This is a genomic window from Escherichia sp. MOD1-EC4550 (genome assembly GCF_963876935.1).
GTDB classification, from domain to species: Bacteria; Pseudomonadota; Gammaproteobacteria; order Enterobacterales; family Enterobacteriaceae; genus Escherichia; species Escherichia coli_F.
Genome location: NZ_CAWNSE010000019.1, coordinates 13,991 through 36,438 on the forward strand (window position 1 = coordinate 13,991; position 22,448 = coordinate 36,438).

General features: G+C 52.2%; 21 protein-coding genes and 1 pseudogene. 3 read left to right on the forward strand and 19 right to left on the reverse strand.

The annotated features are described in order from the left end of the window. Positions 1-257: 257 nt before the first annotated feature. The 5 genes and pseudogenes from AACU19_RS15345 to traI all read right to left on the reverse strand — a co-directional run bounded on the left by AACU19_RS15345 (position 258) and on the right by traI (position 8,214). Positions 258-473: pseudogene (locus AACU19_RS15345) on the reverse strand (hypothetical protein). 128 nt (positions 474-601) lie between these two features. Continuing rightward, on the reverse strand, positions 602-1,162 hold the full coding sequence (locus tag AACU19_RS15350; RefSeq protein ID WP_032219136.1) for a fertility inhibition protein FinO: 561 nt from the start codon (positions 1,160-1,162) through the stop codon (positions 602-604). A 102-nt stretch (positions 1,163-1,264) separates the two neighbouring features. After that, positions 1,265-2,125, reverse strand: coding sequence for a UilS family quorum-quenching N-acyl-homoserine lactonase (uilS, locus tag AACU19_RS15355; RefSeq protein ID WP_032219137.1), 861 nt, complete (start codon positions 2,123-2,125; stop codon positions 1,265-1,267). Positions 2,126-2,183: 58 nt separating this feature from the next. Further along, on the reverse strand, positions 2,184-2,924 hold the full coding sequence (gene traX / locus AACU19_RS15360; protein WP_105279144.1) for a conjugal transfer pilus acetylase TraX: 741 nt from the start codon (positions 2,922-2,924) through the stop codon (positions 2,184-2,186). Between the two features lie 19 nt (positions 2,925-2,943). Further along, positions 2,944-8,214, reverse strand: coding sequence for a conjugative transfer relaxase/helicase TraI (gene traI, locus AACU19_RS15365; protein ID WP_105279145.1), 5,271 nt, complete (start codon positions 8,212-8,214; stop codon positions 2,944-2,946). 81 nt (positions 8,215-8,295) lie between these two features. Between traI and vapB the strand changes: the two genes are divergently transcribed. Next, a complete protein-coding gene (vapB, locus tag AACU19_RS15370) occupies positions 8,296-8,523 on the forward strand; it encodes a toxin-antitoxin system antitoxin VapB (protein ID WP_000450532.1) in 228 nt (75 codons plus the stop codon). Then, the gene (gene vapC, locus AACU19_RS15375) at positions 8,523-8,921 is read left to right on the forward strand and encodes a type II toxin-antitoxin system tRNA(fMet)-specific endonuclease VapC (RefSeq protein WP_069897634.1); all 399 of its coding nucleotides are present in this window, start codon (positions 8,523-8,525) and stop codon (positions 8,919-8,921) included. The genes vapB and vapC overlap by 1 nt, the downstream gene beginning before the upstream one ends. Before the next feature lie 8 nt (positions 8,922-8,929). On the opposite strand, the gene traD is transcribed toward vapC, so the two are convergent. From traD to traQ, 9 genes are all read right to left on the reverse strand, one after another. After that, on the reverse strand, positions 8,930-11,083 hold the full coding sequence (traD, locus tag AACU19_RS15380; RefSeq protein ID WP_105279146.1) for a type IV conjugative transfer system coupling protein TraD: 2,154 nt from the start codon (positions 11,081-11,083) through the stop codon (positions 8,930-8,932). A gap of 251 nt (positions 11,084-11,334) precedes the next feature. Further along, complete coding sequence (traT, locus tag AACU19_RS15385; RefSeq protein WP_000850430.1) at positions 11,335-12,066, reverse strand: conjugal transfer complement resistance protein TraT; 732 nt, start codon at positions 12,064-12,066, stop codon at positions 11,335-11,337. Between the two features lie 31 nt (positions 12,067-12,097). Beyond that, positions 12,098-12,595: an entry exclusion protein gene (locus AACU19_RS15390; protein ID WP_000605859.1), complete on the reverse strand. Its 498-nt coding sequence runs from the start codon at positions 12,593-12,595 to the stop codon at positions 12,098-12,100. 15 nt (positions 12,596-12,610) lie between these two features. Continuing rightward, positions 12,611-15,433 (reverse strand): conjugal transfer mating-pair stabilization protein TraG, encoded by a 2,823-nt coding sequence (gene traG, locus AACU19_RS15395; RefSeq protein ID WP_105279147.1) that lies wholly within the window; start codon positions 15,431-15,433, stop codon positions 12,611-12,613. Continuing rightward, positions 15,430-16,803, reverse strand: coding sequence for a conjugal transfer pilus assembly protein TraH (gene traH / locus AACU19_RS15400; RefSeq protein WP_000944319.1), 1,374 nt, complete (start codon positions 16,801-16,803; stop codon positions 15,430-15,432). The genes traG and traH overlap by 4 nt, the downstream gene beginning before the upstream one ends. Continuing rightward, positions 16,790-17,182, reverse strand: a complete 393-nt coding sequence (gene trbF, locus AACU19_RS15405) for an F-type conjugal transfer protein TrbF (protein ID WP_241957781.1) — start codon at positions 17,180-17,182, stop codon at positions 16,790-16,792. Before trbF ends, traH begins: the two co-directional genes overlap by 14 nt. After that, positions 17,169-17,510: a P-type conjugative transfer protein TrbJ gene (trbJ, locus tag AACU19_RS15410; RefSeq protein ID WP_001442101.1), complete on the reverse strand. Its 342-nt coding sequence runs from the start codon at positions 17,508-17,510 to the stop codon at positions 17,169-17,171. The genes trbF and trbJ overlap by 14 nt, the downstream gene beginning before the upstream one ends. Beyond that, complete coding sequence (gene trbB / locus AACU19_RS15415; RefSeq protein ID WP_105279149.1) at positions 17,440-17,985, reverse strand: type-F conjugative transfer system pilin assembly thiol-disulfide isomerase TrbB; 546 nt, start codon at positions 17,983-17,985, stop codon at positions 17,440-17,442. Before trbB ends, trbJ begins: the two co-directional genes overlap by 71 nt. After that, positions 17,972-18,256: a type-F conjugative transfer system pilin chaperone TraQ gene (traQ, locus tag AACU19_RS15420; RefSeq protein ID WP_000624108.1), complete on the reverse strand. Its 285-nt coding sequence runs from the start codon at positions 18,254-18,256 to the stop codon at positions 17,972-17,974. The genes trbB and traQ overlap by 14 nt, the downstream gene beginning before the upstream one ends. Before the next feature lie 80 nt (positions 18,257-18,336). Here traQ and AACU19_RS15425 point away from each other — a divergent pair, with 80 nt between their 5' ends. Continuing rightward, positions 18,337-18,612 carry a hypothetical protein gene (locus tag AACU19_RS15425; protein ID WP_063069765.1) on the forward strand — a complete coding sequence of 92 codons (276 nt, stop codon included), beginning with the start codon at positions 18,337-18,339 and terminating at the stop codon, positions 18,610-18,612. A gap of 1 nt (position 18,613) precedes the next feature. Here AACU19_RS15425 and trbA read toward each other — a convergent pair whose 3' ends face one another. From trbA to trbC, 5 genes are read right to left on the reverse strand one after another with little or no spacing between them, the layout of a single operon-like run. Beyond that, positions 18,614-18,961: a conjugal transfer protein TrbA gene (trbA, locus tag AACU19_RS15430; protein WP_032082949.1), complete on the reverse strand. Its 348-nt coding sequence runs from the start codon at positions 18,959-18,961 to the stop codon at positions 18,614-18,616. Positions 18,962-18,976: 15 nt separating this feature from the next. After that, positions 18,977-19,720 carry a type-F conjugative transfer system pilin assembly protein TraF gene (gene traF / locus AACU19_RS15435; protein ID WP_123057667.1) on the reverse strand — a complete coding sequence of 248 codons (744 nt, stop codon included), beginning with the start codon at positions 19,718-19,720 and terminating at the stop codon, positions 18,977-18,979. Then, positions 19,713-19,973, reverse strand: coding sequence for a conjugal transfer protein TrbE (locus tag AACU19_RS15440; RefSeq protein WP_000864348.1), 261 nt, complete (start codon positions 19,971-19,973; stop codon positions 19,713-19,715). Before AACU19_RS15440 ends, traF begins: the two co-directional genes overlap by 8 nt. Positions 19,974-19,999: 26 nt before the next feature. Then, positions 20,000-21,808, reverse strand: coding sequence for a type-F conjugative transfer system mating-pair stabilization protein TraN (traN, locus tag AACU19_RS15445; RefSeq protein ID WP_105279151.1), 1,809 nt, complete (start codon positions 21,806-21,808; stop codon positions 20,000-20,002). Beyond that, positions 21,805-22,443 carry a type-F conjugative transfer system pilin assembly protein TrbC gene (gene trbC, locus AACU19_RS15450; protein ID WP_105279152.1) on the reverse strand — a complete coding sequence of 213 codons (639 nt, stop codon included), beginning with the start codon at positions 22,441-22,443 and terminating at the stop codon, positions 21,805-21,807. Before trbC ends, traN begins: the two co-directional genes overlap by 4 nt. Positions 22,444-22,448 lie beyond the last annotated feature (5 nt).

A 22,448-nucleotide genomic window follows, 5' to 3' on the forward strand; every position in this document is an offset into this window, starting at 1 on the left:
AATATAGTTCCTCATATTATTCTCCATATCAAATAAATGACACCTGTATTTCAGGCATCCTGAATATTGCAGTACACATTGAAGAACACATTATTTTGTGAAATTAGTCACAAAATATAAAAGCGCGACTTAATACGGAAAAAACTCTGTGCTACTCAGAACTACCTGGTCATACTGCCCGACCGGATATAAAAAGCAAATCTCATAAACTCCTTTCAGCCTTCAGACTCCTGGAGTAATGAAGGCTGCTTTTTTCGTTACAGCCTTCCCCGGCAGCGCCTGTGGCAGTGTTCAGCCCTTTTCCGGGCAAACTGCTGCCAGTTTGTCCGGGGCGCCGCAACACAGGCAGCACGTAGCCATGCTTAAGCAGCCTCCATCCAGCGCCCCCTGACTTCCAGAATAACGACCAGCCCTCCGGCACGCTGATATCGCCAGACCTGACCGTTCCGTGAACTGTTCCTGAATCCATTCATTTTTCTGCCCCTCCCTTTTAGTCGTCAGTATTGAGTTAAATAATCAGGGGACTGGCTTCCTTACGGGTACGGAAGTTACTTCCTTTTCGGCCTTATATCTTTGCCTCCTGTCTCTGCGGGAGGCTTTTTTATTTCTCATCAAGCACAGCCTGAAGCTCTGCTTTTATCCGGTTCTGTCGGCGGATTTTCGCCAGACGCTCCACCGCATACGCCTCCTCCTCCTGTGAGATGTACTCCGTGACATACCCCTCAGTGTCATACCGACAAGCACCGGCTCTCATGGCACACAGATAACTTTCCGAACGGGTAATGGCTTTCAGAGCACGACACAGTTTTTTATGCGAGAGCGGAATATTCCGCCGCACCACATCTTCCAGTAACGCTTCCCGGATACCATAGGTCAGAAGCCGGGGAGTGTCACCGTTAAATAATCCCGGCCACCAGGGCTTCAGGGTGTTCACAGCCTCATTCAGCGTGGGCAGGTTCAGATAAATGGACAGCACCTGCCTGGCCTGCGCTTTCTTTACCGCCAGCTCTGCTTCCCGGGCAGCTTTCTCAGCCAGCTTCTGCTTTTTCACCTTCCACTTTGGTGGCGTGGTGACATTGATGATGGTTTTCCTGCTGCGGACAGGCGCTTCTCCTTCCGTTTTCCGCTTCAGTGTCAGTACCGGTCGTTTTTGCTCTGCCATGCTTACTCTGACCTTCGTGAAAATATGCCCTGCAGGCCGTTGAAACAACTCATCGTAGCAGGAAGTTAACTTCAACGACCTTTAGCGTAGTAATACTGTCAATTAAATATATTTTTTAAACCATTGTGTCTGCACAGCTGCTACACGTTCAAAAAATGCGCCCTCATAAATATCATAATGGCATGCGTCAGCTTCCTCGTATAATTCCTTAGTACCAGAAGCAACAGCATCATATAATGCTCTTCCCTGTTCCGGTGGATTAACGCTATCTTGGCCAGCAATAACAACCAAAACTGGGCACTGGACTCTGGCAGCACTCTCTGCCGGTTTATATTGCAACGTTTCCATGACAGTAAGGAAAGGTATTTTTATATCCATTTCGGGATGCTGGGCTTTGACTTTCTCGAAGAATACCTTCGATTCATCATCACTTAAGATCCGTGTAACCCCCACAAACATCTCTTTCCCGGTGTTTTTCTTCTTCTCTGCCATTTTATTCAAAGTGGACATAAAAGAAGCTCTCTCCGATTCATTCATCTCGCCGGTAACCAGAACATCACCGTCAGCAAAAGCCAGCTGGCTGACAATACATTTTACGCGTTGGTCTTGCGCAGCTGCACTGAACACATGCCCCCCCCCCAGCGATGTTCCCCATAACCCAATACGCTGATTATCAATACATTCCTGCTCTTCTGCCCAATTGATAACTGAAATAATATCTTCGGTCTGCATTGCTGGAACCAGACGGCCTCGTTCTCCATCACTCTCACCAAATCCACGATAATCAAAAGTAATCGTTGCGAATCCTGCTTCTGTGAAGGCATTCGCAAAGGAAGGGAGCAGAACATTCCGAATACCGCAAAACCCATGGCATAAGATAATCAAAGGATGTTTTATATTTCCTTCAGGAACACGAAATGTCAGGGCAATACCTTCAGAGAGTTTGTGATCCGTAATTTTCATAAATATCCTGTATTATGTTGTTTATTAATAATCAGAATCAGCGTCAGTATCATACCAATCACAACGCCAGAATGCCCAGCACCGCCAGATGACAGGCATAGAAAATCGGGAAAAAATGCCCGGGCCAGAAACGGGGTAATGATTTCCCTGCACACGACACCAGACCAACGGTCAGCACCGTCATCACAAGGCCGGCTACAGCCGCCGCATCACTGGTGGCAAGGTTAAGCGCCGGAATCACGGCCAGCAGGCAAGCGACAACCACCAGACGTTCCATTCTGTCTTCCGCCCGGTACAGCCGGTGGCTGACAGCCAGCATCAGCAGCCCGGCAATGCCGTAACTGGTACCAGAGAAAGGCAACCACACTGCCAGAAGCAACATAGTCCCTGCGAAACGCCACCGGCTGGGCGTTTCACACCATGTCAGCACCTGTGCCGCAACAGCAAAGGCAAACAGGATATTCCCCTCATACCAGGGAAAGCCGGCAACGTAATACCAGAACTGGGAAAAAACTGCCCAGCCCCATAACCGGTTAATGGCTGACTGCCGGATATGCGCATGGCGGGACAGATTCAGCCCCCACACCAGAGCAAACAGCGGAAAGGCACCACGCCCAGCCAGAAACATCCACGTCTGGTCCAGATGCAAAATGCGGTTTGCATGGTCCAGTACCATCAGCACCAGTGCCACCGTTTTGATGATATCCCGCTGTCCCGGAGACCAGACCAGCAACGACTGCAACCAGGTATCGGTCCGGGCAACCAGTGAATCGTTACGTGTCGTGTTCTCTGTTGTCATCAGCGTGTGTCTTCCTGTATCAGTCTCCGCCCAGGGTTTTCTCTTTCTGCAGGTCACGGACCATATCCCGCTCCATCTGCTGAAGTCGCTCCTGCAGCAGATTTTCCCGGGCAATTTCCCTGACAGCTTCCCGCACCCGTTGAGGTTCACGCAGTACACCCTCCGGCAGCGCGGCTTCCCGTTCAGTTATGGCAGCCCGGTCACGCTCCTGCCCGGCAATCTCCCTGACAGCCTGCTCTGTTTTGCCGTCCGGCAGGTCAGGTTTGTTCTCTGCCATTTTACGGACAATTTCATCCGCACGGCGTTCCGTTTCACGGCGGATGGCCTCTTCAGCCTGCCGCTGTGCCAGTACCTCTGCCGTGACCGGTTCGCCATTTCCGGCTCCCGGCTGAACGCTGTTGTCCGGGATATCCCCCCACACGCGACCACCGGTGATGGTACCGGGATTCCACGGACGACCTTCACCGGCGATTCTTACCACCACACCGCTGTCAGGATTATCACGGGCAATCCGGACACCATCCTGCATATTATCAGCCAGCAGGCTCTCTCCGTTACGGCTGCCCTGCAGGGCCACGAACTGCGCATCCCCGCTGCCTTTCACCCGGCCTTCACCACTGAAGCCCCGCAGTCCGTTTCCGTCATCCGTGGTCAGCGGGTTCAGCCAGATACCAGCTGACTTGCCGTTACGGTCAAAAGCCGGCAGTGCCACATACGGCTGCGGATATTTTCGCCCGGGTGCAATAAACCGTGCAGGACTGTCTCCCCCGGCCAGCCCTGCCTGACGGAGAACGGCACGGCCGGCCGCCACGTCCCGCAGCTCCCGCGCCGTACTGAACAGCCGCTCTGCATTCATGACCTCCCGGTCCGATTTCGGCTCAAGCACATCGTGGGCAGTTCCTTTCTGTACGGCATTGTTAATGGCATCCGTCCAGCCCTGACGGTTATCGGTATACACCTGCACATGCTGCTTCATACGCGACAGGGCCACGTAGGCTGACTCAAAGCCGGCCATCTGTTTCCGGCTGCCTTCCGTACCTTCAAGCGCGATGGCAAAGGTTTCACTTGCCCCCTGCGCACCGTGGGCGGTGATGGCATAGGCCAGGTCAATATGTTGCTCTGCCCGCTCCTGACCGTGGCGAATCACCCGGGTCTGCTGTCCGTCCGACAGCGTGACACTGTCACCGGAAACCGCTGTCACCGTCCAGACGCTGTTGGCCACATAACCGCGCTCCCGGTCACTCTTCGTGAAGCGCATCCGGTCACCGGTTCCCACCCGGATGGTGTCCGGGGTGTACAGTGTGACGCCTTCAGCCACCGCCTCCCGGGGCGAAATCAGCCGCGTGTTACCTTCAGCATCCTGCAGGGTTATCAGCCCGTCATCCCTGCTGATACCGGCAATCCGGTGATACACATTATCCACCAGGGCAAGTGCGTCCCGATGTATCTCCCAGGTGGAGAGACGACGCAGCTCCCCGTCGCGTATATTCGCTGTGTTCAGGACAGGCACCATGACCTGCTCTTTTCCCAGCTCACCGGCCTTTTCCCGTGCATCATGAATCATGCTGTTCAGCACGCGCCGGTCCTCATTCAGGTGCGTGACAATCAGCGTCTGCTCCCGTGCTTCCGGTGTTCTGCCGGTATAGTCGCGGACAATGGCTTCATACAGTGTCATGGGGACATCCGGGAAAGCCTCGCCTTTCAGCATCGCCTTCTGCTGCGCTTCTGCCAGTTTCGCTTCCTGGCTGTGACTGAACTCCATCACGGAGTGCTCCGGTGCCCATGCGCCCTCCAGACGTGGCACCTGAGACGGTTTCACACTCTCAAGCCCGGATAGTGCCCTTTCCACATCCCGGTTAATCAGGCTGTATACCGCCTCCCGCAGCTCCGGCGTCTGGCGCACAATCTCCTTCATGATGGCCACATCGGCAGCACTGCGCGTCTGCTGGAGACGGAAAGGCTGACCGGGCGCGATGGCCTGCAACTGGTCCGTGTCACCACTGGCCACGGCACGACCGCCACCGGCCGCAATCAGGGCGTATGCCCGTGCCATGTCGGTATTGCCCACCATAGAGCTCTCATCGAGCAGGAACAGCGTGTTGCTGAAATCCGGCGTTTCTCCGCTGCGCTGCAGCAGCTGCGTGTCATGCAGAAAGGACGCCAGCGTCTGTGCATCCACGCCGGCGCTGCGCATCTCACCGACCGCACGGTGCGTGGGCCCCAGCCCCACGACACGGGGACGTTCACTCTCCGGCAGCATGTTCACGGCTGACATCACCGCCCGGAACTGTGTGGTCTTACCCACACCGGCATAGCCCTGCACCACCGTGAAACGGTCGGACGTTTCCAGTATCATGCGGGTGGCGGCACGCTGTCCTGATGTCAGTTTCTCCATGAGTTCGCCAGGTACTCTCTCCATCAGCGGCGTGACCGCCTCCTTACCTTCGAGAATATGGCGAAGAATGCTCTTTTCTGCCTCATACGACGCACGGGAAACCATCAGGCCTGTGCCATAGCCTTTTGCCACATCCACATACAGTAAATCACCGCGTTTTATCTGCGCATTGATTTCCCCTCCCAGTTCAGTAAAACTGGTTCCTTCTGCAGCAAACGACTTCGCCTCTGTCAGCAGGTCCACCATGCTGAAGGCCAGGTTTTTACTTTCCACCACAGGAAGCGCCAGATGAATAGCCTGCTGTGCCGGCGTGTGAAGCCCGGCTTTCTGCAGACTGATAGCGATTTCCAGCAATGTCTCACCGGCACGCGCCTTTATCTGCTCAGAAACCACCGTAAAGGAGGGATGGCGGGCAAGTTTTTCCGCAGTACGGGTTTCATCCAGTGAGGAATACAGCCGGACATCACGACCGCTGCGGGCCAGACCGTTCAGGGTGGCGTTGTCCATTGCCATCTGTGTGACGGAGGCAAAAACCTTCGCACTGTCGCTGACGGAATGCCCGGGCGTTTCCACCCAGCCGTTCTCCAGCTTCAGTGCCATGAATGATGAATCGCTCACAGGCAGGGAGGCCGGTTCAGCCCGCCCCGGCACAACAACCGTCATCGCATCTTCACTGACGGATGCCACCTGCAGGCGGTCACCGCCGGAGACGCGGAGTCCGGGAATTTTCCCTGTCACCCTCAGTCGCTCGCCGTCTGCCACCGGCATTTTTTCCGGCCGGAACAGCGACCAGCTGCTGTCCAGGGAGGAAATACGCACCACCTGCGTTTCACCCTGCGCATCCCGCAGGGTCAGGCTGTTACTCTGCGCCGTCACCCGGTCGATAACATAGCGGTCATGACTGCGTGTCTCCGGGTTCCACTGCTCCATCACCATCCCCGGACGGTACATATCCCGCAGATAACGGCTCCGGCTGTCCAGCCAGACCGGCGACAGGGCGGTCATGGTTACCTCCGGGCGTCCGAGCACGCCCTGTGTTTTCAGCTCACTGCGAATGGCCTGTGTCAGTATGGCCTGTTCCCGTACCCCGCTGACCTGTGCCACGCTCTCTTCTCCGGCTTTCACGCTGGCAGCAAAATCTCCTGCCAGCCGGGCATAGCGGACATTACGGTCCGGTTCACTGATGATGGTGGCCGGCCGCTGTTCTCCCTCCTGCCAGCGATATGTGTTCACCCCGGCATCTTTCATGGCCATCAGTGCACTGCCTGTACCGGTTCGCTGCCCGCTGTCGGTTATCAGGACCTGTACGTTATGACGTGCGGCACCGTCCAGCAGGGTTAACGTCTCTTTCAGGGAGAGTTTTTCTCCCTGGTCAACGATAACAGTATTGCCCGGCGTGAAGGCCATGCCCTCCTGCAGCTGACGACGTCCGGTTATCAGCTCACCGGACAGCCGTTCATCCTGCTTCAGGTTCATCTGCGAGCGACGGTCAGCGGCGATAATCTGCACCTCCCGCCCCTGCTCCCGGGCCATCATGACCAGCTCCGCCATCCGCTCACGCTGCCCGGCTGCACCTCCCTGCCCGGACACAATAGCCAGCGACGGGCGATCCTGTGCCAGAACACTGACAGCATCGCTGTAACCGACCGTCCGGGGGACACTTTTCTCCGGATGTACGGTCACCCGGTTCTGTTTCATGATGTCACGACTGAGTGCCCGGACTGACAGCTCATCGAGCACATGAATCCCGGACGTGAACAGCCCCTTCTCACGATCGAGGGGGATAAGCTGCTCACGGCTGATGGCCTCATCGATACCGGCGCGTGCCCGTTCAATCACACCATTTTCCGGCGGCAGTATGCCGACCGTTCTGGCCAGCACGTCCGTGTACGTAAACTGCACTTTGCGTTCACTTAATCCGGCAATCGCCTGTGTCACTGCCTGCTGCACATCCGGCCCGTCCGGTGAAGCAGGCCCGGGCGCCTGCGTGCGGGTCTCCGCCCGTTGATCCGCCGCGTCACGATACGCCCGGATGTCGAACCCGGTTTCCTTCAGCGTCTGCATCCATTCAGCCATTCTGACTTCAGGATCGACGTGCTGTTTGGATTTTCGCGTATCCAGTGCCGCCACATCACGGGATTTCAACGAGGCGTCCTCCCCGACGGCCTCCCGGATAGTCTGCGAGCGTCCGGAAAAGGCCTCCACCGGTACGCCCGGCATTTCCCACATACCGTGCTTACCGACCACTTCAGTTTCATAGCCCAGCGCCTCAACCTGCTCTTTCAGTTTTTCCCGGTAGAGCCTGCCAAAGGCAATCTGATTAGCGTACACATTCTCAATGAACCCCGTTTTCCCCACTTTGTCACTGCTCAGTGTCTTCCATTCGCCGTTATGCTGCGTGACATTAGCCACCACCGCATGCGTGTGTAACTGTGGTTCCTGATCGCGACTGGTGTCGTGGTTAAACAGTGCCATCACCAGATTACCGGTCAGCACCGTTTCTGACTGTCCGTCCGTCATCACCCGTGTGGAGGCCAGCGCCTCCACCTGACGGACAGCAAAATCCACGGCCTGGTTATGTGCTTCAATAAGACGTTTGTCCCCCCCGAGCATGGCCATCATGGAGACACTTTTGGGAGCGGAAAAGGTCAGGTCGTAGCCGGGACGATGCCTGTTACGGCCATCCTGCATGCGGCTTAAATCCGCCCCGTCTGGCAACCTGCCCTCCAGAAGGCGGGTAAAGACATCCTTATCGACACTGCCCTGCAGCCCCAGTTGTTCAGCCCCCTGGCCGGCCCAGCGTTCTCCCATGCTGCCCAGCACATAGTAATTATCCTTGTCGGTATAATAGTTCCCGGCACTTCCGGCCGATCTGACCTGCGCAATACTCATCATAAACGTATATCCCTTTGACATATCCCGGCATCAATCCCACAATGGATATACACAAGACATATCCACATAAGGAGGCAAATAATGGAAACCACCGTATTTCTCAGCAACCGCAGCCAGGCGGTCAGACTGCCAAAAGCGGTTGCATTGCCGGAAAACGTAAAACGCGTTGAAGTGATTGCTGTCGGACGAACCAGAATCATTACGCCTGCCGGAGAGACATGGGACGAATGGTTCGACGGAAACAGTGTCAGCGCTGATTTTATGGATAACAGGGAACAGCCTGGTATGCAGGAAAGGGAGTCATTCTGATGCTGAAGTTTATGCTCGATACCAACATCTGCATTTTTACGATAAAGAACAAACCCGCCAGTGTCAGGAAACGTTTTAACCTGAACCAGGGGAGAATGTGCATCAGTTCGGTCACTCTGATGGAGCTGATATATGGTGCAGAAAAAAGCCAGATGCCTGAACGTAATCTCGCTGTGATCGAGGGATTTGTTTCCCGCATTGACGTTCTGGATTACGACGCTGCTGCTGCCACACACACCGGCCAGATAAGAGCAGAACTTGCCCGTCAGGGACGCCCTGTCGGGCCATTTGATCAAATGATCGCAGGTCATGCCCGCAGTCGGGGACTGATTATTGTGACTAATAACACCCGGGAATTTGAACGTGTGGGCGGCCTGAGAATTGAAGACTGGAGTTGACCTGTTCATCAGAAATCATCTCCCGGCTCAACATCCTCCCCGCGCTCCCGGTGCACATTAATGTTCACCTCTTCACGACGCTGCATCTGCTGCTGGATGTCCGGATGATTTTCCTGTTGCCATGCCTCATAAGCGGCCATATCCACCACTTCACCGGATTCACTGATCCCGGGTGGCAGTTGCTGTTCCATCTCTTCTTCCGGTTTCATTTTCAGTTCCTGCTCGATCCCCCCTGCCGGAACATTCACACCTGAATCTGACTTCTTATCGTTGATGGCAGGAGACACCGGCTGTTGCGGCTGTTCAGCCTGAGTCACGTCTTCTCCGGAAACAACCTCCGGGACATCCGGTTCGAAGAGGCTGGCCATCTGACGACCTTCTGCTTCCCTTGCGGCAAGTACGGCACTCAGACGGTTCTCCATTTCCGGGTTGATGTCACGCGGAATAAACTCCGGAGCGACCTTCGGTCGTGTCTGATATTTCAGAGAGAGTTTTACTGCCGGATACGGTCCGGGCAGGGTGATATAACAGGTCAGATCCGGCAGAGACTGAATGTCGGAATAACTGACCAGCGTCTGGCGCTCCATATCCTTACCGGTCGATACCCCGTCACGTACCGGATCAGCACCGTAGGAATACTGCTCGCTGGCTTTCAGGTGCTCTTTCTCACCAATTTCACCGGCAGCGAACTCTGCAATCTTATGGCTGGGAGAACGGAAAAAGGCACGGGTGTTCATGACGTCAAACAGCGAGGCAGCCGCTTTCTCACCGTAGATATCTTCCAGCTGGGCATAGGACTGGATACCAAACACATAACAGCCACCGAACTTACGGGCTTCCGGCAGGATCTCCACCAGATCCGGCAGTTTGTGTAACGTGGGTAACTCATCACAGAAAAACCACACACGACGGTTACGGTTTTCTCCCATTGCCAGCAGACCACGAATGGCAATGGACAGCCACATGGAGATCACCGGCTTCAGGGAGGCATGGGTGTCGGCATTCGACGAAATAAACAGCCAGCCGTTTTTCTGATCTTCCCGGACACCACGCATCCAGTCACGGATGGTAAAAGACTCACCGTTATGCTCAATCCCCTGCAGGTAACGGATGGCTTTCACGTAGTTGGTCAGCACAGCACGGATGGAAATCGCCGTTTTCTCAATTTTCTCTTCCACCAGGTTGGCCGCCGGTGAATTACGCAGGAAGGTACGCAGTTTTTCGATTTTGATGGAAAGCAGTGTGTCCACCAGTTTGCTGTAGCTGCGGTTGGGGTCATTACGCATCAGGTACGCCGCTTCCGCAAAAATGGTACGTCCTGACCCCTGCCAGAACGGGTCCTCTTTTGTGCCCATCGGGATCAGCGTGTTCGCGGTATTATCAAAATCCGGCTGTGTCAGGCACTCCTTCCACAAATCCCAGGCGGCACAGCGGGCATCCAGCGGATTCAGGATTTTATCGATGGAGGGATCATAGTAACTTTTAACAAATTCCCCTGAACGGTCATAAATCACCACCATATCTCCACGCTGACGGGCGTAGTTGGCCAGACGACGGATAACTTCCGACTTACCGGCCCCGACCGTGCCGTGCAGACAGAAGTTCTGGATTTCGGAATCCCGGATAATCGGCAGGTCGCCAATCCGTATATCGGAGTCCTTGCCGTCTTTTTTCAGCATCCGGGCAACGTCTTTCGGATTGTCTGTCAGCTGACGACCACCTGTGACTTCATTTTCGCTCTGTTGTTTACCCTGACGCCCCAGAATCCAGGAGACAACAAAGAAGGTAATCAGGCAAATAACCAGTGCCACAACTGTAGCCAGAACGAATGCGGACCATAGCTGCTCTCCGCACCAGATCATATATTTATCATGCAGTACCTGAGCAGCGTTCATCCGGAAGGTTTTGCCGTAATACTGGATCTCATATACCGGCTGGGACTTGATTAAATCCCGCATGCCTTCCAGCGTGGTACACCACCAGTAAATACAGCCGTTCACAAACGTCTGCCAGCTTATTTTTACCCATAAAACCAGACCAACGAGTATCCAGAAAAAAATAAACAGGCAGTAAAGCATGATATTGGCGATCTGGCTGAACATGCGGATACGCATGGACGCAATCTGACCGCCCTGGGTCATATCCTTTGCGTTAAAACTCATGATGATATTCCGAAGAAAAAAAGTCAGTCGGACTGATTATTAATGATGAAAAGATTAATAACCGTTAAATTCCGGCTTCGCCGGCAACACTTCACGGTCGCACAAAGAATTTGCACAACCGCTCAGTGTTTTCATATTTATTTCGGAAACGCCGGGGAGAAATAAAATTTATTTTTTTCTTTCCGGGGTTGGACCACGAGCAAAGCGAGACGTCAGTCAGGAGGCCGGTCAGACCAGCCTCCTGAAGATAATCAGAGAATATTTGCGATTGATTTGGCCAGCTGGTCTTCGAGAACAGGCTTCGCCTCTTCAAATTTCAGGTTAACCTTGTTCGCATTTGAGACCACACGGGTCTGGTATTTATGCTGGTTACCTGTTTCAGTACTGGTCTGAATTTTCGCACCTGATGTGCCCTGACGCAGGGCGGCAACATTATCCGTTGTCACCGTTGCCTTAGTACGCTCTGCAATCTGCACATCCGTGATCATGGTATAGTTCACATCTTCCACCATCGCATCTGCAGCCATACCCACCAGACCGGCAGCAAGGCCCACACCGAGTGTGGCACCGGCAGAATTGGAATTATATCCGGTGATACCGGCACCTAACGCTGCACCAACTGCTGCGCCTTCATAACCACGGTTCAGCCATCCCTGAGACTCCCGCAGATCCATCTTATCGGCCTTCAGCACATTCGCCTGAATCCAGTAGTAGGCTTTATCCGGAGAAGTCACCACCTGATACCCTTTTGCTTTCACAGCATTAGCAATTTTGCCCTGCAGCCCACTCATGTCTTTATCAGACGTGTTTTTGATCTGCAGAAATACCGTGCGTTCGCTGGCGGGTTCAAGCCAGATGGTCTCACTCATCTGAGTCTTCACCTCAAGGTTACGCTTCTTGATTGCTGTGCTCATCGCACCACACCCTGAAAGGGCCAGAGTGGAACTGACCAGTGTAACCATCATCAATTTTTTTGTTTTCATCAAATTACCTTTTTTACAAACTACAGTTTTCTTATTGCCTGTCATAATAGTCCTGCCAACGAGTCCCAAAAGTATTTCCCGCTGAATCAAAGCCTCCATGCATAGGATATCCGGTTGAAGGGTTATAGTAGATCGTTGGGGTCTGTTCAATGCCCCCGAAGTCTAACTTTTCACTCCCATCATATTGGTCTTTGAGTTGATTTTGCCCCCATTTTTTTATGCTTATGCAACCACTAACTCGCCTTAATTCGTATAGTGTACCAATGATAAAAACCATCAGGCTTAATAACGGAGAGAGTAAGGAAGATACTGGCATCGTTATATACCAAACGCCTTTACTAAACTTAAACTCATCCGACACATCCCGTTTTTTTCGTATTTGAGAGAACAACCAGATAAACAGTCCCTGCCATAGCACTATGAAGAACAGCATAAAAACTGTTTCGGCATTCCCCCAATCAGCCAGATAACAGGCGATAAACTGTATCACTGTTACCAGAGCAATATGGGCTAAACATCTCATTATCATCTCCCAAACACAGTATTATTGCTTATACTTATCCTGATACTCCTTTGCCCTTTTCATCAGTTCCTGTGGACTGTCAGCCCCGGGCATTCTTTCCTGAGCCGACTTTTCTTCATTATATTTATTATTCTGAGATAATGCCTCTGTTTTATGGTGATTCTGCAGTTCAGAGTACTGTCCTCTTACAATATTTTCCTCGCCACGTATGCTGTTCTGAGTATCACCTATATTCCCTTTATATTCTGTGACCATATTATCAACCTGATGTTTTACATCATTACGGATATTACTGTCCTGCGTTCTTTGCTCAATAATGGCCTGATGTCCCTGATGGTCAGCAATAATATCCTGACTGCCTCCACCCGAAGGTACGCTCTCCATTCCTTTACCAATATCGCCACGGGATTCCCGCCAGGCATTATCAACACCAGGCTGTATCTGTTCCTGCACAAAAGACCAGGCCATTGCCCGACGGCGTTCTGCAATCTCCGGCGAACTGGTATTTGTCAGAATAGCTTCGGCATCCTGCGGTGCGTGTTTCATCACATACTGTGCAAACTGTTGCGACAAATCTTCGCTCATCTGCCCACTCATGCTTTCAGTACGGGATACCATTTCAGCATATTCATGGCTGCGGGTCATATTCGTCGTGTACTGGTCGTAACTCTGTTTCGCTGAATTCAGGGCTGCAGACAGTTGATCCACCCGGGAATCAGCATTATTGTCAGTATGGCTGCCGGATTCACTGACTTTGCGACTGGTAAAGTAATCGCTGGCCTCTTTAAAGTCCTTACTGGCTTTAGCGTCAATATCATGACGAGCATCATAGCTGGCCCGTGAACCACTGCTGGCCTGATGCGCATCATCATCACTCCAGTCAATGCCAGCCCGACCACCACCTCTAACGCCTAATCCTCCACCAACACCAAGAATTTTAGGTTTAACCCCCCATTCAGCATGAGCATCTCCATACATCCCGGCAGAAGCTCTCGTACTTCTGGATGCCAGTTCCTGAGTCGCCTGCTCATTACTGATATTATGCGCCTTCGCATAGCTTTCCACTGCACTGCGCATACGGCTGGCCATCATGGAGTCCTGTGCACTCATCGTACTGTCAGCGCCACCGGTGACAGAATCACTGCTCCCCCGGTTAGAACCAAACTGACTGAGCGTGTTCCAGGCACTGGCAATACTGCTGCTGAACCCATGCAGGGCACTTTCTGCTCTGTTCGATGCTTCCCGGGCCATTTCCTGTTGTGCCGCCGCAATCTGACGCGTTGTATTGATGCCGACCGGTAACCGGGACATCGCCCCGCTCACATCCATCACCATATTACCGTCACGGGTCTGTGTGGCAGTTGCGCCACTGCCGGTCTGGTACATCATCTGACCAAACGACGTGGTGCTGTTGGTGCTCCAGCTGAAGCCGTTCACGTTTTCCGTCTGCATGTTGCCGTAGGAGTAATTACCGTCAACCACACTACCTGCCGCACTGGCAGTCGGGCTGATAGCAGAGGAAGCGAAATGGCTGTACACACTGGAAAATCCGGCCCCGAGTCCCCTGACCATCATCCAGGATAATGGCGGGATCATCATGGAAAGATACCCGGCAGTGGAGGCCAGATCGGAGTATTTCAGCTGTATCTGTGAAATTTCCGAGAGCACCACCGGTGCACCATTCTGCTTCGCATAAAATGTCATGGCACTGTTCAGAATGGCGTACAACATTGGCCATGACTGCAGCCACATCAGGGCAAACACATAGCCTTTCAGGACGGACAGCGTCAGTTTATTGAAGACAGCCGCCAGTACCAGGAGCGGGAAAATACCAATGGCGATCCCCGTCAGGATGGTCTGCGTCATGGGCAGTGTCCGCATCGCTACATGGCCGATGGAGACATGTGCCAGACGTTGCTTCTCCATCGATGAGGTGGTGGCCAGATTCACCAGGCTGGCCGAATCACCATTACGGGCGGCATAACTGGTGATCCCCTCCTTCAGCGCATTGATGGTAACATTCTGGCGGATGATCTGGCTGGCTGATTTACTTGAGCCATAGAAGTAACTGTAACTGTCGCCAATCAGCGTACTGAACAACAGGTTCGGATCAGGGCGTCCACCAAATAGCTGCTGGGCATAATAATGCCAGGTTTTTCCGCCACTCTGTGTGTCCAGATTCAGCTTGTCTTTCAGCGAAACCGACGCGTCCTTACAGGTTACGAAATTATTATTGCTGTCATAAACGCCCCGCAGCGGGCTGGGGCGGGAAAAAATCAGCGTGTAGGGATCAGCGGAGGCCATCAGCTCCTCCAGCGTGTATTTGTGGTTCAGGTAAATATCCCCCATCACGCAGTTCTGCACATAATCCTGGAAAAGATTGGCGATTTCCGGATTCCGGGACAAAAAGTCGGTGCTTTTTGATACCATTTCTGCGCCAAACAGCATCCCCGTTTTGCTGTAGGTGACACTGTCCGGTTGCGTGAAGATCATCTCGTAACTGGCCACCATTGCATGCCCGATACGGGTCGTCAGTGAAAGTGGCATCGCCAGACCGACCGGCACATTATCCACCCGGTGAACTTTGACCAGGTCACTGTTATCAATAATCTGCACCGATGTGCGGACATTAACCAGCAGGCTGATAAGCACAAACACGGCCACCCAGCCCAGCAAATCCATCACGTTGTGCCGCTGTACCCACATTACGGCCACCGCGAGAACAGACAATGTGAGCGCAATTTTTTCAATGGAATCCCACATCCGGGTCCCCATAAAGGCGGCAATGGCATTCAGGTTATTCCGCAACCACTCACCACCGGCAATCACATAAACTTCATTCACAGCGTGCTCCCTCCGAAGTGATAGTTGTTTTGGTAACGACTGAGCATGCGGGCGGAAAGCTGCTGACGCATGTAGCTCATCTGACGATCGACAACCAGCAGCGCATCCTGCTGTACCTGCACCTGTGACTGAAACGCCGCAATCTGCCGGGTGGCATCATTCATGTTGTCGTTAATATGTCCGATAACCGCTTCGTCATAATTTCCCGTGGCCACCATCGCCCGGGCCTGCTGTATCAGCTCCTGAATGTACTGCAGCAGGATGTCGTAACCGATATAGTCCGTCAGCTGGTAAATCATGCTGTTGGAAACTCCGAGCATCTGCGGGTCAACCAGGTATTTGAAGACGGGGATGGTGGTACTGGAAATAAAGCCTTTTTCCTTGTCATCCAGAGGCGTGTCACTGACCGCCTTGTTCTGAATGCTGGCCAGAAGTTTAGTAATCTGAGACTTCAGTGCATTATCCCGGCTGATAGTCACCGGTGTGTCTGCCACCACTTTCAGGCATTTATCAGAATCGTTGCAGTGATAAATTTTTGCTGTGCCGCCTTCCATCATGGCCCGGATAATTGAGCGGTCAGTGGTTCTGGCTGACAGCGGTGTGATTTCGCCGTTGGGACCAAACACCAGTGAGCCGGTCAGCGTCATCACAAATTCTTTCAGCTCTTTGTTGCCGTCAAACATTCTGTTTTTGGAAAGCGCATTCCACATGATGTTGATGTTTTTGGTCACCCGCTCCTTATCCTTGTCGCTGGCTTTATCCCTGACACTGTCAGATTTCCCGCCAACGGTACATCCCTGCCGGGAAGCCGCCCAGTCAGCAAAAATATTGCTCTCACCGGCAATGTCCTGACAGACTTTCTGCTGGGACACCTGCGTCCGGGGGAAAAGCCCGCCGATAATCCCCTGCGCCGCCTGGCAGGAACTGAGGTTCATGCTGTTAATGTCGCTTGCCATTTTCTGCAGGAAGTCTTTTGCGGTTTTGATTTCCGGCACCGTTGTCTGCAGGGCAAGGTCAAAAAAGTAACCGGCAGCATTACTCATAATCTGCTTAACAAAACGCTGCAGCTGCTCACCATTAATAAAACTGAACGAACCGAGATAAGCGTCGATGCCGCCACATCCGGCATTGATATCCGGCAGCGTCATGGAAATCAGCTGAACATTTTTGACCTGAGTACGGGCATACAGGGAGCCGCCGTAAGCATAGCCGGCAGCCTGCCCCTGCCAGACGCCCGGCTGTGTGGTATTGGAGGCGAAGCCCAGCTTGTTAAAGAACTGATTCATGTCGCTGTTCACATCCGCTGACGCTGCAGGCGTCACCGTCAGTAAGGCGGCACAAAGAATAAAAAGAGGCTTAATGCGAAGCATTATTGCTGCCCTCCCTTAATGTGTTCTCCCGGCGCATACGGCGTTTCAACAGGAATATCCCGATATTTCCGTATATTAATTCGTACATTGGGAACAGAAAAAATGTAACAAGAAACCCGGCTGCAAGCGCATATAACGCATATGGAATGACATATATCAGGATATTCCACATATAAATCGAATTATTTAATTCCAGGTCCATTTTCCACGAATCAATACAGGCATCAAAAATAATATTCATAGCTGTCCATAAAACAATTCCGGCAGTCAGGAATACCAGAGACAATCCAGCATACCTGTCAGTAATTCTGGAAATGTATTTATAATCTCGTTCTGTACTTCTGATTTTGAGTTCAGGATTATTTTTATTTTCTCTCATTATAAGTTCCCTCTGATATTTCCGATAATTCATTCAGACCAGTCCTGCGGCTGTAATATATTTCAGACACCGAAATCCATCCCACAATTGCCCCCACAAAAAACACAACAGAAACAGAAAAGGTAAGGCACAGCGAAACGACAATTTCTACAGGGCTGGCGGGATAAAAAAGCCCCTGATGGATAAAGGGGATATTCAGGCTGACGATTATTCCCGTCGCGATGCCGGATATTCCGGCAATGAGTAACACCACCTGCTTATTTCGCACCTTTTTTCCCTCCGTACATCTGCAGAACGGTATCCATCCGCGCCATAAAACCGGCGGCATCCGTTGCCCCCTGTAAAAGCGGTAATGCCTCAAGCGTGTTGACGTTGACCAGGAAGGTGGTCGGTGTGGCCACCGGAATATTCGGGAAGAAGGTCTGCATCACGTCCGGTGGCACCGGTAATGCTTCCGGAAAGGCGCTATCCCCCTGACCATCCAGGGTGTAGGGAAAAACGGAAAAGCCGTACTGCTGTGCCAACTGCTTCAGTACCGGGTCAAACTGGTGACAGTAAGGGCAATGCCCCTGCATAAACAGCACCACCTTCCAGTCGGCCAGGTTAACCTGCCTGCCGTTGCTGAGGCGGAACCAGCGGGGAGCCGGCTTTTCTGTCCTGGCTGATGTGTCTGCTGCCGGTTGTGCAGGCTGCGCGGCCATGCCCTGCGGATTCCAGAGTCGTTCAATTTCATCCCGGGTGGAGGCCTGCACACCTGTGACCATCATCAACAAAATGACCGGCAGTAATTTAGTGAGAGACATGTCCGCCCTCCTGCTGCTCTGCCATCATGGCCTGTTGCCTGGCTTCCAGTGCCTCACGCTCTTCCCGGCTGACACGGGCAATCCATGCATCCAGCACCTGGTATGCGCCGAACAGCACAAGGATGGCCGCAATCAGCTCCGCCAGAAAAAAAGCCATCCAGGGTTTGCTGTAAACAAGACGGGCGACGATATGAAACCAGACACCCAGGGAAAATACCCACATTCCCGTAATATCAAGCCGGGGTAAAGAGAATCTGCGTTTACTTATCATGTTAAACTCCGGTTATTATTTACATGAGAGTATTCATGTCTGTAATATTCGCGTTTGTGTGATATTAATCAGAGGTACAAATGGAAAAGCGATCTTTTAAAGAAAAACTGGAAATAATCAGAAACATAATAAGAGAGTCGTTACTGGGAAATGCGGCAATTATTGCGCTGATATATGCAGCATCACATTCATTACCGGTCAATGCCTTCCCTAACTATCTTGTAATAAGTTTATTAAGTATCTATATTTATTTTTGTGAGCTATTCAGAAGCCACTGGATTGCGGTATGGTTTATCATATGGTCTTCAGTAATCAACCTCATTATTTTGTATGGTTTTTATGACCGTTTTATATGACTTAGCCTGTCATAAGCCCCCTTATAAAAAACCACATCACTCCGGACCATACCGATGACAACATAATACAGATAAATATTCTTCTGAACCTGTCGAAGCTCGTAACGTCCGGTAATGCGGCCGCAACTATTGAAACAACCAGTGCTGCGCCCTGACTCATAATTGCACCACACAGAAACCAGAGACTGGCGGTAAGCACATATAAACACGCGATATTAATAACAAGGAAAACCAGTGAGCTCAGGAGAAACATTTTCCTGTCATTACGCTCAGAAAAGAAATAACCGGCAATAATGACAAACATTAACAGAACAACACCTGTAAACATTTTCAAATAATCTTCACTCATAAATCAAATCCGCGATTAAAAATTGGGTTTAAAATCTTCAGAAACGTTCAGGAACTGTTTTGCCAGGTCGTCCTGCGAAATAAAGCCGTATGATAACGGGCGAACACTGCCCTGTTTCGGGTCAACCAGCATCATGGCCGGGAAATATTTCACGCCGAGGCGCTGCGCATGCCCCTGGTCAGTCCGGGAATCCGGCAACAGCGGATTAATCACGCCATCCACGGAAACGGGAATAACACTCAGACCATAGGTATCCCTGAAGCCATTAATGACCTGCGCCAGCTGCCCGTCGATGGGGTCCTGCCCCCGGTAAAAGAACATGATGCCGTAGTGTTCAGCCAGTTTCGCAATGGCCTGTCGCTGCTGCGCCTGGTCTGCCGCCAGCTGGTTCCGGACCGTGCCGTTGTAATGGCTGTACTGCAGGTTATAGTCCAGTTCGGGATGCGCCAGCATGGCTTTTTTGGCGCTCATGGTGAAAAGCCCGGCCTGCTGAGTCCAGTAATTCTGCAGACGGAAATATTTCACAAAATTATCCACACCGGGATACAGAATGGCTTCATACAGCGCCCGCTTTGTTGCCGTCTGCAGCACGGCCAGTTTCTGCATAATATCCGGTTCCTGACGGGGGGCTGCAGGTGCGGGTTGATTTTCTTTTTCCTTCGGATTTATTTTCTCGTTATACCACTGCCAGCCTGCATCTTTTCCTGACGCCGGAAAAATAAAGCAGCAGAGTAACAGTGGCAGTAATGCTTTATTCATCTTCATTCCTTTCATCACTTTTTCTTTCATCATCAGGTTTCTGCAGGTCAGTCAGGGCAGAAAAACAAAAATACAGAATAAACAGGAGCACACCGGAGTAAAAAATAACAAAACAGGCAGCAAGCATCTCACCTGCAGTGGTTTCTTTTACCGTATCCCACGACCAGATAATTACCGGGGAAATGACAATCGCTGTAATCAAAAGCCGGATAAGAAAATCAACAAGACGATTAGAAGTGAATATGACCTTCATCATTTCCCCCGGTTATTTTCCCTACCTTACTGTCCTGCCTGTTTCAGCTGGTCAGCAATCTGCTCTTTCACTTTCTGCGTCAGAACGCCACTGTCCGGGATTTTCTGGTTATTCATCAGGTCTTCGTAGAAGTTAGTGAAATCCAGTCTGTCGAACTGAATTTTCTGCAGCTCATCAACCGTAATCCCCCGACAGTCAGGATGCTTCGCTCTGCCAAAACTGATACGCAACTGACCGTTGCGCCCCTGCTGCTGGACTATCTGCGCCAGCTTCGAATCAAACTGACAGTAGCTGCGTTTTTTCTCCAGACAGACGCCCAGCACTTTCTTCGAACAGAACTCCCCGACGCTGACGGTCAGTTTGTTTGATTTTGCTTTAGCCAGGGCCTTTTCATCACTGCTGCATTTGGCCAGCCCGATATCCTGTCCCCAGCCGCTGTCCTTACAGCAGTTGCTGTATCCGGCTGCAGCCTTCTTACAAAATTTCGCCTGACCGGTGAAAGCACGGACATCCACCCCGTTCAGCGCCGCAACATCCTTACCTGCAGCGGCCAGTGCTGCCAGCTGAGAAACAGCTTCAGCAAAATCATTACTCTTCCCGCCCTGAGCCTTATCGCATTCGCCATCGAGACAGAAGACGTCTCCCCCACAGACCATCACTTTCCCTGATGTTTTTGACTCGCAGGAGTAGGTGGCATATTCATGCAGACAGGCACCTTCTTCGGAGTAAAAGGCGCACTGGTGTGACACCAGGGTACAGGCAGGATTGTCGGTGTAGGTCTGACAGGTTCCCTTGTCTGCTGACTGCGTGACATACGTGTCCCGGTATGCCCAGCAGCTCTGGTACATGCTGTATGACTGACCATCTTTCACCAGCGTCCTGTTCCCGCCAGCCTCCGTACATTCTGTTTTTGTCAGTTTCCCCAGCTCCTTGCTAAACGGGCACCTTTCAGACCAGACAACATACGGGGTGTACGAGGCTTTTTTTACCCTGACAACCAGACGCAGCTTCATTGCCGTATGACGTTTGAATTTTGTATTCCCGACCCGGACGGGGTGAGATGACGTAAAAGCCACACCGGCAGTCAGTGTTTTCTGTACTGGTGTAAATGAGGCATCTGCTGAGTATTTGGCATTCCAGCTCAGTGGGGTTCCCAGTACTGTAATTGTCATAGGTACACTCTTCTGCAGGTAAGTACGACTCCAGCTGTAATGCGCATCGACAATTTCACCGGTAACGGGAGAGGTAATGGAGACAACATACTGACCATTCACTTCACGTGCAGGTAGCTGACTCATTTCATACTCCAGCGTCCGGGTTTCCCATGTGGTACTCCCCTGCAGCTCCATACGGGCAGTTCGTGTGCAGTACTGCTCCACCTGTAAATCCCGCTCACAGGTGTAATTCGTGTATTCACTCCGGCTAATCTCCTGCGCACTGCACTGCTGCCCGGTGTTTCCCACAATGCTGTCAGCCCGATTCACCACATCCCTGCCGGTCTGGATAAACGGAGCATCCGGTGACAGAATGTCTTTCGGCTTGTTCATGAATGACTCTGTGATGGTTTTTCCGGTTTCACCGGTCGCCCATTCCGTGGTGCCGTCATTTTTCAGGCCGCCATCCCCGCCGGCAGTCACGCCACCGTAATATTTTGTCTCGTCCGGATTCGCGTTATAGCCGGGGATACTCTCCTGTGGTTTAAAGCCCTGAATACTGCTGCTTCCCTGCCCTTTGATCTGGTGAGCAAAATCAGAACCGGCCCGGTAATCACTGTTGCTGTCAGCCTGTGCCATACCGGTAACCAGAGCCAGTATCAGAGGTAAAATACGTTTCATTTCCCGGAATCTCCTTTCCCTGCCAGTAAATCATGAGCCACCTGCCGGCAGTCACCCGTGGCGGCCACTTTCTCCAGCGCCTGGCCGACCCGCAGGTTTCCCCGGATGATGTCGTATCCCTGACTGCAGAACACCACCAGTGCCGGTACGCTGCGAATGCCGTACTGTGAAAACAGCGTCGGGTCGATCTGAACACCATCAGTTGCGCCGTCTTTCACCAGGGACAACACGGCTTCAGCGGTGGTCTTCAGGTCATTATTCACCATGCCCCGCAGTGTGGCCGGAATACCGTAGTGCCGGGTTTCGCCCAGCATCCGTTTCAGCCCCTCTTCGGGAATGGAAAACGACACAAAATACAGGGCACCCAGCCGGGGTTTCCCGTCCTGCGAAGCCTGCTGTTTACGAACCAGCTCATCCAGGAAATGGTTATCTGAACGCTGAAGGGGGTTCTCCAGCACCTGTTTCTCCGCCCAGGCTTTCAGCTGATGGTCAGGTTTTTCACGCAGTTGTCTGCTTAAATTTTCCTGCTGCTTCAGGAACTGGCGGTTTTCAGGAGTGTTCACGTTTTCTGACGCCATAACCGCCCCGTTCAGCATCATCAGCAGTGCTGCCAGAGATTTCATACTCAGCTTCATCATTC

What these genes read in the sequence shown, in the direction of transcription:
- traX (WP_105279144.1), bottom strand. Translation starts at nt 2,924, where the DNA reads ATGACAACAGAGAACACGACACGTAACGATTCACTGGTTGCCCGGACC.
- traT (WP_000850430.1), bottom strand. Translation starts at nt 12,066, where the DNA reads ATGAAAACAAAAAAATTGATGATGGTTACACTGGTCAGTTCCACTCTG.
- trbB (WP_105279149.1), bottom strand. Translation starts at nt 17,985, where the DNA reads ATGTCTCTCACTAAATTACTGCCGGTCATTTTGTTGATGATGGTCACA.
- trbA (WP_032082949.1), bottom strand. Translation starts at nt 18,961, where the DNA reads ATGAGTGAAGATTATTTGAAAATGTTTACAGGTGTTGTTCTGTTAATG.
- trbF (WP_241957781.1), bottom strand. Translation starts at nt 17,182, where the DNA reads ATGAGAGAAAATAAAAATAATCCTGAACTCAAAATCAGAAGTACAGAA.
- trbJ (WP_001442101.1), bottom strand. Translation starts at nt 17,510, where the DNA reads ATGCCGCCGGTTTTATGGCGCGGATGGATACCGTTCTGCAGATGTACG.
- vapB (WP_000450532.1), top strand. Translation starts at nt 8,296, where the DNA reads ATGGAAACCACCGTATTTCTCAGCAACCGCAGCCAGGCGGTCAGACTG.
- traH (WP_000944319.1), bottom strand. Translation starts at nt 16,803, where the DNA reads ATGCTTCGCATTAAGCCTCTTTTTATTCTTTGTGCCGCCTTACTGACG.
- trbC (WP_105279152.1), bottom strand. Translation starts at nt 22,443, where the DNA reads ATGAAGCTGAGTATGAAATCTCTGGCAGCACTGCTGATGATGCTGAAC.
- AACU19_RS15440 (WP_000864348.1), bottom strand. Translation starts at nt 19,973, where the DNA reads ATGAAGGTCATATTCACTTCTAATCGTCTTGTTGATTTTCTTATCCGG.
- traN (WP_105279151.1), bottom strand. Translation starts at nt 21,808, where the DNA reads ATGAAACGTATTTTACCTCTGATACTGGCTCTGGTTACCGGTATGGCA.
- AACU19_RS15425 (WP_063069765.1), top strand. Translation starts at nt 18,337, where the DNA reads ATGGAAAAGCGATCTTTTAAAGAAAAACTGGAAATAATCAGAAACATA.
- vapC (WP_069897634.1), top strand. Translation starts at nt 8,523, where the DNA reads ATGCTGAAGTTTATGCTCGATACCAACATCTGCATTTTTACGATAAAG.
- AACU19_RS15390 (WP_000605859.1), bottom strand. Translation starts at nt 12,595, where the DNA reads ATGATAATGAGATGTTTAGCCCATATTGCTCTGGTAACAGTGATACAG.
- traI (WP_105279145.1), bottom strand. Translation starts at nt 8,214, where the DNA reads ATGATGAGTATTGCGCAGGTCAGATCGGCCGGAAGTGCCGGGAACTAT.
- uilS (WP_032219137.1), bottom strand. Translation starts at nt 2,125, where the DNA reads ATGAAAATTACGGATCACAAACTCTCTGAAGGTATTGCCCTGACATTT.
- traQ (WP_000624108.1), bottom strand. Translation starts at nt 18,256, where the DNA reads ATGATAAGTAAACGCAGATTCTCTTTACCCCGGCTTGATATTACGGGA.
- traD (WP_105279146.1), bottom strand. Translation starts at nt 11,083, where the DNA reads ATGAGTTTTAACGCAAAGGATATGACCCAGGGCGGTCAGATTGCGTCC.
- traF (WP_123057667.1), bottom strand. Translation starts at nt 19,720, where the DNA reads ATGAATAAAGCATTACTGCCACTGTTACTCTGCTGCTTTATTTTTCCG.
- AACU19_RS15350 (WP_032219136.1), bottom strand. Translation starts at nt 1,162, where the DNA reads ATGGCAGAGCAAAAACGACCGGTACTGACACTGAAGCGGAAAACGGAA.